The following is a 15,708-nucleotide window of genomic DNA, read 5'->3' as shown; positions in this document are numbered from 1 at the left end:
CGGGTGCCGGCAAAAGCCTCGCCCGACCAGCCTGCCTCGCCCACAAGACCCGCAACGAGCCGCGGCACCGCCACGAACAGGTCGCCACCCTCCTGGCCGGGATCGGTCCGCCGGTAGGCAACGACATGGTCGGCCCGCGCCCCCGTGGCGTCGACGGGCTCGTGGGCGGCGATCGCGTAGAAATCCGGGCGCTCGGCCCGCTCGGCCAGCAACCGCGTCAGCGTCGCCTGCTTGATCCGCCCATCCGGCCATTGCGCCAGCAGCGCCGCCGGTTCGCCGCCCTGTTCGAGCATCCGTTCCAGGGCCGGATAATCCACCGGGCGCCGGTTGTCGGGATCGACGAAGGAGAAATCCCAGATCTCCGTGCCCTGGTAGGTGTCGGGCAGACCCGGCAGGGTGCATTTCAGGACCGTGCGGCCGAGGCTGGCCAGCATGCCGAGATGGGCGAGCCGACGGGCGAAGGGCCGGAGCTCCCGCAGGAAGTCCGATCCCGGTGCGATCAGCGCCGTGAACAGCTTCTTGACCGCGCCCTCGTAAACCTCGTCGACGTTGACCCAGCTCGACCGGCGCTTGCCCTCGCGCATGGCCTTTTCGCCGTAGGCGATCAGCCGGTTGCGGAAATCTTCGATCGCTCCGGGCTCGTCCTGCTCCAGCAGTTCCAGGGGCCACGCGCCCAGGATCGCCTGGCAGAACATCCACTGGTCGTTGGCGTCGGGGGCCGGTTCGCCGTCGATCCGGGCGAGGTGCGGCCCGGCCGTCCGCTGCCACAGGTCCCAGGCCTTGGCCCATTCCTCCGGGATCTCCGACAGGGCGAGCAGTCGGGTCCGGGCATCCTCGCCGCGCTTGGTGTCGTGGGTCGCGGTGGTGATCATGGCGCTCGGCCAGTCCCGGGCGCGGGCGATCTGCAGATCGTGGAAATGCTCGGCGTCGATCCCGTACTCGCCCGGATCGCCGCCGACCTCGTTGAGGCCCAGAAGGCACGCGTAGCGGTAGAACAGCGTGTCCTCCAGGCTCTTGGCCATGACCGGGCCGGTGAGCTGCTGGAACCGGCGGCGGAAGCGCAGGACTACCCGCGGATCCGGCCGGCCCGGCCCCGTGGTCTCGATCCGCCCGAGCAGGACCTCGGCGGCGAAATCGTGGACCGAGCGATCCGGCAGGCTCGACCAGCGCTTGGCCTTGGCGACCGCGCCCTCGATCAGGCGGACATCCTCGGGCTCGACCTCGCCCTCCTCCAATTCCTGCGGCAGGTAGCTCCGGTAGGTCGGGAAGCGCGCGATGATCTCGATCAGCGCCCGGCGCAGGGCATTGACGGTGAAGTCGCGGGTGCGCCGGTCGGCATCGGCGGCCTCCTTGAGGTCGGAGGTCAACACCTCCAGCTCGCTGGCGAAGCTGATCTCCAGGATCTCGGCCTTGGCCGCGCGGAGCTGGAAGCCGTAGGGCTCGTCGAAGCCCGTGGCCCAGGTATAGAGCCGCTCGACCTTCCCGCGCTTTCCCTTGTCGACCAGGATACCGTCGAGCTGGTTGAGCACGTCGTAGCCCGTGGTCCCGGCTACCGGCCAGGGCCGCAGCCGCTCCCCCGGCTCCAGGATTTTTTCGACCACCACGTAGAAGCCCGGCCCGACCGCCGCCTGAAGCGCCCGTGCATAGCCCAGCGGGTCGGCGAGCCCGTCGATGTGGTCGATGCGCAACCCGTCGATCCGGCCCTCGCGGACGTGCCGGAATACGGTCTCGTGCGAGCGGTGGAAGATGTCCGACAGCTCGACCCGCAATCCCGCCAACGAGTTCACGTCGAAGAAGCGGCGGTAGTTGATGTCGCTCGACGCCACCCGCCAATGGGCCAGCCGGTAGGCCTGCGCCTCCAACAGGCGGTGCAGCGGCCCGAAGCTGTCGGGGCGGCCCTTGAAGCCGTTGAGCAGCGCGAGCGTGCTGGCTGTGGCCTCCTGGATCAGCGGCGAGACGCCGTGGATCTCGGCGAGCCGGCGCTTCAGCCCCTCGGCCTCCTCGGGGAAGCTTTTGCGGCGGGTCTCGTCGGTGTCGATCGACATGGCGCGCAGCCGCTCGGAGATGGCGAGCAGTTCCGCGGTGGTGTCGTCGTCCACGGCCCCGATGGCGGCGATCACCCGGTTGAGGATCGTCGGATAGCTCAGCGGCCGGATCGGCAATTGGTGCTCGTAGTGCCAGACACTGAAGGCGCCCTTCTCAGGGTCGAACTTCAGGTCCAGCGTGCCCTGCTCCAGGGCCTCGCCGTAGCGCTCGCCCAGGAACGGGATCACGAGGTTGCGCCCGGCCCCGAGCCGCTGCCAGTCGATGTCGAACGCATCGGCGAACGGGGACAGGGAGCCCCATTCCAAGACCGAGAGCCACCACGGATTGTCGGACCCGCCGACGCCCATGTGGTTCGGCACGATGTCGAGGAGGAGCTTGATCCCGTGGGCGCGGAGCGTCTCGGAGAGCTGGATGAAGCCCGCCTCGCCGCCGAGTTCCGGGTTGATCGCGCCGTGATCGACGATGTCGTAGCCGTGGGTCGATCCAGGCCGCGCCTTCTGGAGCGGTGAGGCATAGACATGGCTGATCCCGAGCCGGTGCAGGTAGGGGACGATCCGGCCCGCATCCGCGAAGGTGAAGTCCTTGTGGAACTGCAGCCGGTAGGTCGAGCGCGGCGGCGGCACCGCGAGCCGCGCGGCCCCCGAGCGCGGGCCCCGCGCCTCGGACGACAGGGCCGCGGCGAGCTTGGCCAGCGGGCCGCCGGGGGCGGCGATCGCCGCGAGGTCCCGGTCGAGCTTGCGCCGCCAGTTCGGGTAGCCCTCGGTCGAGCCCGGCACGTTGGCCTGAGCGAGTTCCGAGACCACATCCTCGTACTGGACCGCGGTGAGCATCGAGGGTGCGCGGGCGAGGTAGCGGGCGGCGGCCTCGAAGGGCGCGGCATCCGGCGGCTCGGCGGTGGGGAGCAGCTGCTCGCCCGCCAGCGCCTCGGTCAGGCGGCGGCGCTCGACCACGCGCTCGGCGCGCTCGGCCTCGGCCCGGTCCTGATCGTACAGGCCAAGCGACTGGCGGGTGTCGGTATCGACCCCGCGCCACCAGCCCACGAAGGTCGGCAAGTCGTGGGTGGTGATGGCGGTGAGCGCGTCGCGCGGATAGGCCGAGGGCGCCTTGAACCGGCCATCGGCCTCCCGCTCGAAGGCGAGGATCCGGTAGCTGAGCACGCCCGCCCGCATCAGAGCGTCGGAAAAACCTTCGGGCGCGGTGCCGAGGTCTTCCGCGATGACGAGGCACTTGTTGCGGTGGCTCTCCAGCCGCAGCACCGCCAGCATCGGCTCGAACGGCATCGCCACGTAGGCGCCGGCCTGGGCACCCGCGCCGAGCGGGATCAGGAACAGGCGGGCGAGCTGGAAGGCGTGGTCGATCCGGATCGCGCCCGCGTGGCGCATGTTGGCCTGGACCAGGGCGCGGAAGGCCGCGAGGCCGTCGCGCTCCATCGTCAGCGGGTCGAAGGCCGGCAGGCCCCAGTTCTGGCCCTTGGGCGCCAGCAGGTCGGGCGGCGCGCCGATCGAGACCTTGTCGGCGAAGCGCTCGGGATGGGACCAGATCTCGGACCCGCCCCGGTCGGCGCCGACCGCGAGGTCGCGGTAGAGCCCGACCCGCATGCCCGACCCGAGGGCCGCCGCGGAGGCCTCTTCGAGCTGACGGTCGGCGAGGTGTTGCAGCCACGCATGGTAGCCGACGAGTTCCGCGTTCTCCGCCGCGAAGGCCGTCACGGCCTCCGTGCCGGCGCGGCGATAATCCTCCGGCCAGTCGCCCAGCCAGTGCGCCCCCTGCCCCCGGAAATGCTCCGACAGGGCCTCGAAGGTCGCGTGCGATTCCAGATCCGCGCCGCCCTCCTGGCGGAAGCGCTCGAAATCCGCGTCCGTCCCGGCCCGGGCCGGCGAATCCGCCCAGAGGGCCCGGAGCACGGGGTCGAGCACGTCGTGCACGCCCTGATGATCGACAAGCGCCGCCTCGCGCAAAGCCGTGATGGTGTCTTCCCGCTCGGCGAGCAGCGCCTCGGCCCGGGATCCGGCGAGCCCCGGCAGGCTGCGCGGGGCGATGAACAGGGTCTCGAGGAACAGGCGCGAGGAGGGCGAGTAGGGCGAGATCTTGGTCCGGTCGGAGCCGAACAGGGCGTGGACCGGGCTGAGCCCCAAGAACGCCGCCCCGCGCAAGGCAGCCTCGCGGGCGGCCTCGCCGGCATCAGCGTAGGTGCCGATGCCGATATTGGTCGTCGAGCGCAGGCCGTAGAGCTGCGCGGCCAGACCCCAGTCGGAGGCCCCCTCCTCCGTGTAGGGCCGCGGGCGCCAGCAACGCTGCGGCGCGGCGATCACCCAGGCTTCGGTGCGGCTCTGCCCGGCCTGGACGGTGAGGCGATGGTAGCCCGGGGTCAGCGGCGGCAGCTCGAAGCCGGGCTCGGACCCGTGCGGGTTCGCCCGCCCCTCGCGCGCCGTGCCGCGTTCATCCACGAGGCGCCAGACCAAGGTGTGGGGCGCACCGTTCTGGAGCCGCACCGGCACCCGGGCCGCCCGGCGGGCCTCCACGGGCAGGAGCGGCGGAATCAGGCCGCGGCGCAGGCGCTCGACCTGCTCCAGGCTCTCGGCGATCGCCGCCTCGTCCTCTACCGCGAAGCCTAGGGCCGCCAGCAGGCCCCGGCGCACCTCAAGGGGCGTCTCGACGGGCTTGCCGAAGGCATCGGTATAGCCCGCGGCAACGCCGACGAGATCGGCCAGCTGTTCCAAGGCACGCACGTTCAAGGCGCTCACAAGTGGGACTCCGTCAGGAACACGCCCGCCCAGGAGGGTAGGTCGCGTCCGGCCCCGTCCGGGGCGTTGGTCCAGACCACCCGGGCGCCGCCCGGATCCAGCGCGAAGGGGGCGTCGCCGACATTGGCGACGAACCGCAGGGTGCCGGCGCCGAAGCGCCACGTGCAATCGACCACGTCGGCCCGCGGCAGGCTGGCGGCGGCGCCTGCGTAGCCGGACTTCGCCAGCGGCACGACCACGTCGCGGCGCAGGCCCAGGAGCCGGGTCGTCTCGGCCAGCACCTCGCGGTGCGGCGAGCGGTCCCGCTCGGACCAGTCGAGCTTCGAGGCCTTGAAGGTCTCGCGCTCGGTGGGATCCGGAATCTTCGAGGTATCGTCGGCAAACGCCGCGAAGCTCTTGAATTCCCGGCGGCGGCCGTCGCGCACCGCCGTGTTCAGCTCTTCGTCCGGCGCGAAGTCGACGAAGAACAGGAACGGCGCCGAGGCCGACCATTCCTCGCCCATCCAGAGCATCGGGATCTGCGGCGCCAGCAGCAAGCCGGCCCGGGCGAGATCGAGCTTCTTCGGGTCGGCCAGATGGTTGAGCCGCTCGCCGAGTGCCCGGTTGCCGACCTGGTCGTGGTTCTGGAGGAAGGTCACGAAGGCCGAGGGCGGCAGGTGCCCGGAGGATTCGCCGCGCGGGTGGTTGTCGAGCGTCGGGAAGGGCTCGCCCTGATAGGCAAAGCCCTCCGCGAGGCAGCGCGCGAGATGCGCGACGGGTTTGTCGGCAAAGCTTTTATAGTAGCCGGCATCCTCGCCGGTGAGCAGGACGTGCCAGCAATGGTGCAGGTCGTCGGCCCATTGGGCGTCATGCATCTTGGGGCGCCCGGCGGCATCGCGCTCCAGCCAGCGGGCCTGGTTGGCCTCGTTCTCCAGCATCAGGTGGATCTGGCGATCCGGGAAGGTCTTGCGGACCGTCTCGCCGAGCTCGGCCAGGAAGTGGCGGGGCGAATCGTCCAGGATCGCGTGGACGGCGTCGAAGCGCAGGCCGTCGAACCGGTATTCCTCCAGCCAGTACAGGGCGTTCTGGATGAAGAACTGGCGCACCGTGGCGCCGCTCTCCTTGCCGTCGAAGTTGATGCCGGCGCCCCACGGCGTCTGGTGGCGCTCGGTGAAGAAGGTCTTGGCGTAGGCGTGGAGGTAGTTCCCGGCCGGGCCGAAGTGGTTGTAGACCGCGTCGAGATAGACCATCAGGCCGAGCCCATGGGCGGTGTCGATCAGCCGCTTGAGGTCGTCCGGCCGGCCATAGGCGCCGTCGGGGGCGTAAGGCTGTACGCCGTCGTAGCCCCAGTTGCGTGTGCCCTTGAAGTCGGCGAGCGGCAGCAGCTCGATGGCGGTGACGCCCAGCGCCTTGAGGTCGGGCAGCCGGGCCTGAAGGCCCGCATAGGTACCCTCCGGCGTGGCCGTGCCGACATGACACTCGTAGATCACCGCCTCCTCGAATGGCCGCCCGGTCCAGCCCTCGTCCGACCATTCGAAGGCGCGCGGGTCGATCACCTCGCTGAGGCCCGAGACGTCGTCCGGCTGGAACCGGGAGGCGGGATCGGGCGCCACGAGATCGCCGTCGATGCGGAAGCCGTAGCGGGCACCGGGCTTCACGCCGGGCAGGGCGGTGCGCCGCCAGCCGCCGCCGGATTCGGGCAGCGGGTGATCGATGCCGTCGACGACGAGTTCGACGCTCTGGGCAGTGGGTGCCCAGAGGGCGAAGCGGACGCCACCGCCGACCATCTCGGCCCCGAATTCCATGTTGTGGGCGCGCCGCATCGGGCCACATTCCTCGTCGTTGGCCGTACGCGCCGGGGCAAGCGCGGCAGGCTCACCTGTCGTGGGAGAAGGCCCCGGGCTCGATCCGGTTCCCGCAGCGCAGCTATGGCGGGCGCAGGGTGTGGCAATGGGGGAACGGAGGCCCACGCGTCTCCCTCCCCCGCAGAGGGGGGAGGGAGAGTCTGTGGGTCCGTCGCCGATCCATTCTTTGAACGACTTCGACCGTCAAGGCCCCGGCACCCACCCGGGACTCCTCCCGCCCTCCATCTCCGGGCCAGTCAGCACCAGGACCGTGCGTCCGGGCAGCGGCACCGCGGCGCCCGCCGCGTAAGCCGCGGCGTCCGACGGCAGCGCCCCCTCGGGCTCGCCCGTGTCGAAGACCGTCCGCCATGGGCCACCGATCACCGGGGCGAGGTGGAACGTGCAAGCCTCCTCCCCGGCGTTGAACAGCATCAACAGGCGGTCGCCCGGCGTGCCGTCATTGCCGATCTGCATGCCGAACGCCTGCAGCCCGTCGTCCGACCAGTGGCTTTCGCCCATCTCGGTGCCCTCGGGCGCCAGCCAGTGGACGTCGCGCAGGGGTTGGCTCGGATCGATCAGGGTACCGGTGAAGAAGCGCCGCCGGCGCAGGGCGGCTTGAGTCCGGCGCAGGGTCAGCAGATTGGCGACGAAGCCCGTGAGCGCGGGGTCCGGATCGACGCTCCAGTCCATCCAGCTCGTCGGGTTGTCCTGAGCATAGGCATTGTTGTTGCCGCCCTGGCTGCGGGAGCGCTCGTCGCCCATCAGCAGCATCGGCACGCCCTGGGCCAGCATCACGGTGGCCAGCATGTTGCGCTTCTGCCGGGCGCGCAACGCCAGGATGGCCGCATCGTCGGTGTCGCCCTCGACGCCGTAATTCCGGCTGACGTTGTGGCCGTGGCCGTCGCGGTTGTCCTCGCCGTTGGCTTCGTTGTGCTTCGCCTCGTACGACACCGTGTCGGCCAGCGTGAAGCCGTCATGGCTGGCGATGAAATTGACGCTCGCGAGCGGCGAGCGCCGGGAGGGCGCGAACACCTCGCGCGAGCCGGTCAGCCCCTGCGTGACCTTGGCGAGCGTGCCGGAATCGCCCTTCCAGAACCCGCGGGTCGCGTCGCGGAACTTGTCGTTCCATTCGCTCCAGCCGCGCGGGTAGCTCCCGAGCTGGTAGCCCCCCTCCCCGATATCCCAGGGCTCGGCCACCATCTTGACCCGGGCGAGCACCGGATCCTGCGCCAGCGCCTGGAAGAAGGCCGCCTGCGGGGTGAAGGCGAGCGGCGAACGCCCGAGGCTCGAAGCGAGGTCGAACCGGAAGCCCGCGATCCCGTAGGCGGTCACCCAGTGGCGCAGGGAATCCAGCACCAGCTGCATCACCCGCGGGTGGCTCACATCGAAGGTGTTGCCGCAGCCGGTGCAGTCGAGGTTGCGGTGAGGGTCGGCGGGGTCGAGCTTGTAGTAGCTGGCATTGTCGATGCCGCGGAACGCCAGGGTCGGGCCGGTGTGGTCGCCCTCCGCGGTGTGATTGTAGACCACGTCGAGCCAGGTCTCGATCCCGGCGGCGTTGAGCTCCCGGATCGCCGCCTTCAGGCTGCCGAGGCCGCCCTCCCCCAGGTAGCGCGGGTCGGGGGCGAAGTAGCTTAGCGGCTGATAGCCCCAGAAATTGACGAGGCCCTTCTCCACCAGGAAGCGGTCATCCGCAAAAGCCTGGATCGGCAGCAGCTCCAGGGCGGTCACGCCGAGTTTCACGAGATGCTCGATGATCGCCGGGTGGGCCAAGGCCGCGTAGGTGCCGCGCTCGGATTCGGGGATCGCCGGATGGGTGCGGGTCAGCGCCTTGACGTGCGCCTCGTACACCACCGTGTCGGCGAGCGGCCGGCGCACCGGATCGAGGGCGAGGTCGGGCACCTCGGGGGCGGTGACCACGCAGCGCGGCATGTAGACCGCGCTGTCGCGCCGGTCGATCCGGTCCTCGCGCCCGCCCCGCCGGTGGCCGTAGAGCGCGTCATGCCAGCGGATCTTCCCGCGGATCTCCCGCGCATAGGGGTCGAGCACCAGTTTCGAGGGGTTGAACCGGTGGCCGTTCGCCGGATCCCAGGGGCCATGCACCCGGTAGCCGTAGAGCTGGCCCGGCAGCACCCCGCGCAGGTAGCCGTGCCAGACGTCGTCGGTCCGGCAGGGCAGCCGCACCGTGCGGGTCTCGTGCCGCTCGCCGGGCTCGAACAGGCAGATATCGACCGCCGTGGCGTGCTCGGAGAACAGGGCAAAATTGACCCCGCGCCCGTCGAAATGCGCGCCGAGCGGCGCCGGCACCCCGTCATCGACGGCGATCATGGGCGAGGTCCAGATATGAATGTGAGATCAGAGAGGTGCCACGCAACGTCATGGTTTCAAAAGGTCTTCGACCTTTCGCGGGTACGGGGCAAAGCCCTGCTGTCGGGCTTTGCCCGATTGCCGGGCGAAGCCCGATGCCTCGGGGACCTGCCCCGAGACCCCACCAAAGGGATGATCCCGTTGGAAACCCGGGACATCGCCGGCTATTCGGCGGCGGCGGCAGCTGTGGACGGCGGCTCGCGCTCGATCGTGCGGAAGTTCTCGAGTTCCGCCAGGAAGTTGCGCGCCCACCAATCGACATCCTCGCGGGTCATGCGCTCGACCATCGGCTTCCAGCGCGCCAGGCGCTCGGCCTTCGGCATGTAGAGCGCCGCGCGGATCGCCTCCGCGACCTCGAACTTGTCGTAGGGGTTGATCAGCAGCGCCTCGGGCAGCTGCCGGGAGGCGCCGGCGAATTTCGACAGGACCAGCACGCCCGGATCGTCCTCAGCTTGAGCGACCACGTATTCCTTGGCGACGAGGTTCATGCCGTCCCGCATCGGCGTGACGATGCCGACCCGGGCCGCCCGGTAGAGGCCGGCCAGAACCGGGCGCGGATAGGCCTTGGTGATGTACTGGATCGGCGTCCAGGCCGGGTCGCCGAGCGCGCCGTTGATCTCGCCGACCTTCTCGTTCACATCCCGGGCGAGCTGCTCGTATTCCGGTACCTCGCTGCGGGATTTCGGCGTGATCTGGATGTAGGTGACGTTGCCGCGCTGATCGGGATTCGAGGCGAAGAAGCTCTCCACCGCCTCCATGCGCTCGGGCACGCCCTTGGAATAATCGAGCCGGTCGACGCCGATCAGGAGCTTGCGGGTGCGCAGGCCGGCGATGGTCTCGCGCACGACCTTGTTGGCGCTGGCCTTCTCGGCCGCCTCCTTGAAGCCTGCGACATCGATGCCGATCGGGAAGGCGCGAATCCGGGTCCGGCGCCCGTCGACCATCAGCGAGCCGCCGCCCAAGGGAATCGCCCGCTGGGTGTCGACCAGGTTGCGCTGGAGATTCTGGACATCCGCCTCGGTCTGCAGGCCGATCAGGTCGTAGTCGACGATGGCGCGCAGCAATTCGGTGCTCGCCGGCAGCGAGTTGAACACATCGGCGGCGGGCCAGGGGATGTGGTGGAAGTAGCCGATCGGGTTGTCCAGCCCGAGGCCGCGCAGCTCTGCGGCGAGCGGCAGCAGGTGATAATCGTGAACCCAGATGATGTCGTCGGGCTCGACCAGCTTGGCGAGTGCGCGGGCAAAAGTGCGGTTCACGCGGCAGTAGCCGGCATAATCCGAGCGCGAGAAAGCCCCCAGCCCCAGCCGGTAATGCATGATCGGCCACAGCGCCCGGTTCGCGAAGCCGGCATAATATTCGAGGTGATCCTGGGGCGAGAGATCGACCACCGCGTACTGGACGCGGCCCCGGTCGATCAGGGTCGGCTCCTCGGACGGCTCGTCCGTGATGATGCCGCTCCAGCCGAACCACAGCCCCTCATAAGCCGAGAAGGCCTCCTTGACGGCGACCGCCAGGCCGCCTGCCGCGACCGCCTTGCCGCCCTCCTCCGGGACGGCGACGCGGTTCGATACGATCACAAGGCGTGCCACGCGGGTCGGCTCCGGATCAGGGGCGCGGGTCGGGTCGAGGGTCTCGCCACGCCTGCATCGGGACATCAACTATATGTCAGAACGCGCGGGAACCCTGCGCGATCCTTTGTTGGTCTTGAGGCAACCCAAGCGTGAAGCCGGGCGCGGGTCAAGTCGCGGCCGTTCCGTTCCGGGACAGGGCGGCCGCTCCGTCCGGGCATCGCGCGGCGCCCCGCCCGAGCCGGCGCGGGCCGAGCGACGGGCGTTGTCGAAGCGTGGCGGTTCTGACAGACCTTGGCTGAATGGGGACTGACCGCTGCGCCGAGTCGCGGAGGCCGCGGATCTGTTCGGCTCGGATGGGGTTCGCTGCACGCGGCACCGGAACCGGTCACAGCTGAGTCGGTTACTCAGCCATCGCGGGGGCCGCAGTCGCCGCAAGCGGCGCCGACCCCGCGGCGCGAGGAGTGTTTTCGAGATGGCCGGCAACGAGTTACCGCAGGACGCCCTTGGAGGCCCGCTTCATGGGGCGGCGCATGAGGCGCCCCACGAGCCGCCCCATGCTGGGGCGGATGAGCGCGCCCAGTGGCGTGCCCTGCAGGGCGATGTCGAGGGGCTGGCCGACGTGGCGGCTGAGCGTGGACGCGGGCTGATCGACGCAGCGCGGCTCCAGGCGCAGAGCTACGTCGAGCAGCGCAAGAGCGATGCGGCCCAGTCGGTCCACGACCTCGCGCAGACGATCCGCAATTCGGGCCGCGATCTTGGCGACAAGCCGAACGTGCGTGCCTTCTTCGACAGCGCCGCCGACGGGCTGGAGCAACTCGGCTCCTCGATCGAGCGCCGCAGCCTCGGCGATTTCTACAGCGAAGCCGAGTCCATCGCCCGCCGGGCTCCGGTGGCGGTGGCGGTCGGCACCTTCGTGGCCGGCCTGATCGCCGCCCGCTTCATCAAGTCGTCGAGCCTGCCGCCGGAGGCGCCGGACGTCGACGCCCGCGACAGCTTCCGGGCCTGACGCCATGGCCCAGGGGACTGATCCGCGCCAGAACGGCGCCACCGGTGCTTCGAGCATCCAGAGCCTGATCGGCGACGCGCTCCGCGAGACCAACGAGCTCGCCCGCAAGGAAATCGCCCTGTTCCGGGCCGAGATGGCGGGCAACATCCGCCAGCTCGTCGTCGGTCTCGCCTGCATGGTCGGCTCGGCGGTGTTCGCCGTGGTCGCCCTGCTGATCCTGATCGGCGCCCTCGTGAAATGGCTCGCCACCATCGTCGGGTCGGAGTGGCTCTCGGCCCTGATCGTCGGCGGTGTGCTGCTGGTGCTGGCCATCGGGATGGCCCTGTGGGCGCGTAACGTCCTCTCCCTCTCCACCCTGGCCCCGAAGCGCACCACGCGCCAGGTCCGCCAGGATGCCCAGGCCCTGTCGGAGCGCGTATCCGGATGAGTTCGATGAACGACCTCGAGAGGGAGATCGAGGAGAGCCGCGCCCGGCTCGACGACACGATCGACCGCATTCAGGGGCGGCTCTCGGTGCCGAACCTCGTGGACGAGATGCTGGGCAATGCCCGGCGTGTCCCGGCCCTGAACACCACCTACGACTCGGCCCTGGAGGCGGTGCGCCGCAATCCCGTGCCGGTGCTGCTGATCGCAGCCGGCGTCGGGCTGCTGTTCAGCCGCATGGCGAAGGACGCGGGACGTCGCCGCACCGAGGTCGCAGCCACCCGCGTACCGACCCTGAACACCGGCGCGGCGCGCGGCTACGATCCCGATCTCCCAACCGTCCGCCCGGCGCGGGATCCCCTGGACAAGACCGAGATCTGACAAGCGTCGTGAGCCGGACGCGAACGCACGCGAGCGCTCTCCGCCGAAGCGAACATGGGTTCGACGGAGAGCGCATCGCAACAAGAGCGTAGAGCCGCGCACGATCGCAATGCGATCGAGCACGGCTCTGAGGCCGGCCGGCAGGCCGGAGGGAACGGCGCCGCCCGATCAAGGCCGCGCAGCCGAGACGGATATCCGAGGACACCGCCATGACCGACAAGCCTGGTACCCCCACCACGCCGTCCCGCGCCCCCGAGCAGATCGCCGCCGAGGCGGGTATGCCGCACGGGTCCGGCACCGGCCTGCGCCCTGATCCGGCCGGCCTCGGCGATCCGGGTGCGCCCGGCACGGCGGCGGGCGATTTCACCCTGCGGCCCGACCCGCGCGGCCTGCACGATCCGTTGCCGCACGGCTCCGCGCCGCTCGCGTCGGGCGGAACATCCGGCGGCGGTTCACGCGCATCCGATCCGGCCTCCGCCGTCAAGGACGGCGCCCGGGCGGTGGGCGACCGGGCGGCCGATCTCGCCGGACAGGCCAGTCAAACCGTTTCGAGCTTCGCCGACGACATCAGCAATCGCCTGGGCGGCGCGGCCGATCAGGCCCGCGATCGTGCCTCCGCGGCCTATGACGACGTCCGGGAGCGCGCCGAGGGGGTTCATCGCCGCAACCTGCGGGCGCTCGACGATCTGACCAGCCAGGGGATCGACGGCCTCCATCGGGGACGCACTGCGGTCGAGCGTTTCGTGGACGACAACCCGCTCCTCGTCGGGGTGGTGGGCGTCGCCGCCGGCCTGCTGCTCGGCGCCCTGCTGCCGCGCACCCGTCAGGAGGACCGCAACATCGGTCCTTGGGCCGACGAGGTCCGCGACCAGGGCCTGCGCTACGCCCGCGAGGTGACCAATATCGGCCGGGAGTTCGTCCAAACCGCCCTCGACCCGGACAATCTCAATGCCGTCGCCCGCAAGGTGGTGGATCCGGACGACCACGCGCCGCCGGTTGGCGACCGGAAAGAGCACACGCTCTGATCGCACGCGTGGCGTACTGATACGGACCGGTGGCTGAATCAGCCGCCGGTCGAAGCACTTACCGCTGGAAGCGCTTCTTCAAGGCCTCGTTGGCCCGGATCTGCCAGCCTGGCCCGCTGGCGCGCATGGCTTCGATCACGTCGGCATCCAGGCGCAACGTGATCTGACGCTTCGGCTGATCGATGCGCGGGCGACCCCGGCCGCGTTTGAGCAAGTTCAGGCCGTCTCCGGATACGGCCCGCGCCATCATGGCGTCGGTCAGTTCCGGGATCTCGTCATATTCCTCCGCGGTGATCGCGTGGGCATCGACTTTGGCCAAGTCGGTCGCGCCGAGCCCGTCAGCGAATGAGCCCGACGTATTTGTCCTGCTCGCGGGCATTGGCCGTCCTCATCGAGAACACGTGTCGATCGTCGCCGCGCGGTGTCCAGCACACCACGACCATCCGCCCAGCGAGAATTCCGACAGTCACGAGCCGCTCTTCGCCATAGTCGCGGCGATCATCCAGGAAGGTGACGCGCGGCCCGATAAACAGCAGCTCCGCCGTCTCAAGGTCGAGGCCGCGTTCCGTAAAAGGTCTGTCACGCTTCGCCGAATCGTAGGCGATGGCCACGCTTTAGGCGTAGCGAGCGTTCGGCGGATGTCCAGATTAATGGCGTGCCGGAAAATCGGTTCCCGAGCCAGGATCAGGCTGTGTCTGCAGGCAACCGAGAACGCGTCTTGCTTTGCCCGTCTCTGCTATCGCTGCGGCGCGTGTCGGTAAAGGAGTCGCGCCGTCACCGCCTCGTCTCCGCCTCCCGATACAGCCCCGCATGCGCCTCTCGGAGCAGGTTCTTCTGCACCTTGCCCATGGTGTTGCGCGGCAGTTCCTCCACGAACAGGACGCGCTTGGGGCATTTGAACCGGGCGAGGCGGCCCTCCAGGGCGGCCTGCACGCCCGCCTCGTCCGGACAGCCCGGGCCGCCCACCACCACGGCGGTAACCGCCTCGCCGAAATCCGGATGACTCAGGCCGATCACCGCGGATTCGACCACGCCGGGCAGCGCGTCAATCTCGGTCTCGACCTCCTTCGGGTAGACGTTGAAGCCGCCCGAGATGATCAGGTCCTTGCCGCGCCCGACGATGTGGACGTAGCCCCGCCCGTCGACCTTCCCGAGATCGCCCGTGATGAAGAAGCCATCGGCCCGGAATTCGGCGGCGGTCTTCTCCGGCATGCGCCAGTAGCCCTGGAACACGTTCGGGCCTTTGACCTCGATCATGCCGACCGTATCGGGTCCAAGGACCTTGCCCCCCTCCGGATCCATCACCCGCAGCGCGACCCCCGGCAACGGAAAGCCCACCGTGCCGGCGACCCGGTCGCCGTCATAGGGGTTCGAGGTGCTCATATTGGTCTCGGTCATGCCGTAGCGCTCGAGGATGGCGTGGCCGGTGCGGGCCTGCCACTCCCGGTGCGTCTCGGCGAGCAGCGGGGCCGAGCCCGACACGAACAGGCGCATGCCCCGGGCCGCCTCGGGTGTCAGGCCCGGCTCCTTCAGGAGGCGCGTGTAGAAGGTCGGCACCCCCATCAGCACGGTGGCCCGGGGCATCAGGCTCAGGATCAGCTTCGGGTCGAGCCGGGGCAGGAACAGCATGGAGCCGCCGCTCGCCAGCAGCGTGTTGGTCGCCACGAACAGCCCGTGGGTGTGGAACACCGGCAGGGCATGGATCAGCACGTCGTCGGCGGTGAAGCGCCAATAATCGACCAGCGTCCGGGCGTTCGAGGCGAGGTTGTCGTGGGTCAGCATAGCGCCCTTGGAGCGCCCGGTCGTGCCCGAGGTGTAGAGGATCGCCGCCAGATCCTCCGGGCCCCGGGGCACGTCTGCAAAATCACCGTCCTGCCGGTCCGCCGCCTCGGCGGCGCTGCCGCCGCCCGCGGCGTCGAGCGTCCAGATCTGCCGGACGCTCGCTGCGGCCTCGGCGAGCGCGTCGCGCCGGCCCGGATCGCAGACGAACACGGTGGGCTCGGCGTCGCCCAGGAAATAGCCGATCTCGGCCGCGGTGTAGGCGGTGTTGAGCGGCAGGAACACGGCGCCGGCCCGGACGACGCCAAGATACAGAAAGATGACCTCCGGGCTCTTCTCGACCTGCACGGCCACCCGGTCGCCGGGCGCGACACCTGACGCGTGCAGGGCCGCGGCGTAGGCGCCGGAGCGGGCGATCAGCTCCGCGTAAGCGTAGCGGCGGCCCTCCGGCGTCTCGATCACGGTCTTGGCGGGATCGGGGACGCCGTCCCGGATCAGGGAGAAGAGGTGATTGGTCATCGGGCGGCTTGGGCTGCTGGCGGCTTG

11 protein-coding genes are annotated in these 15,708 nt (G+C 69.9%); 4 read left to right on the top strand and 7 right to left on the bottom strand.

Going from position 1 to position 15,708, the window contains the following annotated elements; genetic code table 11:
* The 4 genes from OXS49_RS23030 to OXS49_RS23015 all read right to left on the bottom strand — a co-directional run.
* The coding region (locus OXS49_RS23030; protein ID WP_267426944.1) for a malto-oligosyltrehalose synthase at positions 1–4,775 on the bottom strand (4,775 nt) is incomplete at its 3' end.
* Between the two features lie 11 nt (positions 4,776–4,786).
* Positions 4,787–6,592 carry a malto-oligosyltrehalose trehalohydrolase gene (treZ, locus tag OXS49_RS23025; RefSeq protein ID WP_267426940.1) on the bottom strand — a complete coding sequence of 602 codons (1,806 nt, stop codon included), beginning with the start codon at positions 6,590–6,592 and terminating at the stop codon, positions 4,787–4,789.
* A gap of 225 nt (positions 6,593–6,817) precedes the next feature.
* Positions 6,818–8,938 (bottom strand): glycogen debranching protein GlgX, encoded by a 2,121-nt coding sequence (glgX, locus tag OXS49_RS23020; RefSeq protein WP_267426938.1) that lies wholly within the window; start codon positions 8,936–8,938, stop codon positions 6,818–6,820.
* 203 nt (positions 8,939–9,141) lie between these two features.
* Positions 9,142–10,566: a trehalose-6-phosphate synthase gene (locus OXS49_RS23015; RefSeq protein ID WP_244004685.1), complete on the bottom strand. Its 1,425-nt coding sequence runs from the start codon at positions 10,564–10,566 to the stop codon at positions 9,142–9,144.
* Positions 10,567–11,020: 454 nt separating this feature from the next.
* On the opposite strand from OXS49_RS23015, the gene OXS49_RS23010 reads away from it, so the two are divergent.
* The 4 genes from OXS49_RS23010 (at position 11,021) to OXS49_RS22995 (ending at position 13,383) form a co-directional block, all read left to right on the top strand.
* Complete coding sequence (locus OXS49_RS23010; RefSeq protein ID WP_267426936.1) at positions 11,021–11,554, top strand: hypothetical protein; 534 nt, start codon at positions 11,021–11,023, stop codon at positions 11,552–11,554.
* Positions 11,555–11,558: 4 nt separating this feature from the next.
* A complete protein-coding gene (locus OXS49_RS23005) occupies positions 11,559–11,981 on the top strand; it encodes a phage holin family protein (protein ID WP_267426935.1) in 423 nt (140 codons plus the stop codon).
* Between the two features lie 5 nt (positions 11,982–11,986).
* On the top strand, positions 11,987–12,358 hold the full coding sequence (locus OXS49_RS23000; RefSeq protein ID WP_267426933.1) for a DUF3618 domain-containing protein: 372 nt from the start codon (positions 11,987–11,989) through the stop codon (positions 12,356–12,358).
* A gap of 209 nt (positions 12,359–12,567) precedes the next feature.
* Complete coding sequence (locus OXS49_RS22995; RefSeq protein WP_267426931.1) at positions 12,568–13,383, top strand: hypothetical protein; 816 nt, start codon at positions 12,568–12,570, stop codon at positions 13,381–13,383.
* A gap of 58 nt (positions 13,384–13,441) precedes the next feature.
* On the opposite strand, the gene OXS49_RS22990 is transcribed toward OXS49_RS22995, so the two are convergent.
* From OXS49_RS22990 to OXS49_RS22980, 3 genes are all read right to left on the bottom strand, one after another.
* Positions 13,442–13,702 carry a BrnA antitoxin family protein gene (locus tag OXS49_RS22990; protein WP_346016968.1) on the bottom strand — a complete coding sequence of 87 codons (261 nt, stop codon included), beginning with the start codon at positions 13,700–13,702 and terminating at the stop codon, positions 13,442–13,444.
* Positions 13,703–13,721: 19 nt separating this feature from the next.
* Positions 13,722–13,994, bottom strand: coding sequence for a BrnT family toxin (locus OXS49_RS22985; protein WP_267426927.1), 273 nt, complete (start codon positions 13,992–13,994; stop codon positions 13,722–13,724).
* A gap of 163 nt (positions 13,995–14,157) precedes the next feature.
* Positions 14,158–15,681 carry a malonyl-CoA synthase gene (locus OXS49_RS22980; protein ID WP_267426926.1) on the bottom strand — a complete coding sequence of 508 codons (1,524 nt, stop codon included), beginning with the start codon at positions 15,679–15,681 and terminating at the stop codon, positions 14,158–14,160.
* Positions 15,682–15,708 lie beyond the last annotated feature (27 nt).

The sequence above is a fragment of the Methylobacterium sp. GC_Met_2 genome (genome assembly GCF_026540795.1).
In the GTDB taxonomy this organism is placed as follows: Bacteria; Pseudomonadota; Alphaproteobacteria; order Rhizobiales; family Beijerinckiaceae; genus Methylobacterium.
The sequence above is the reverse complement of the archived record's forward strand: the minus strand, read 5'-3'. Positions and strand labels throughout refer to the sequence as shown.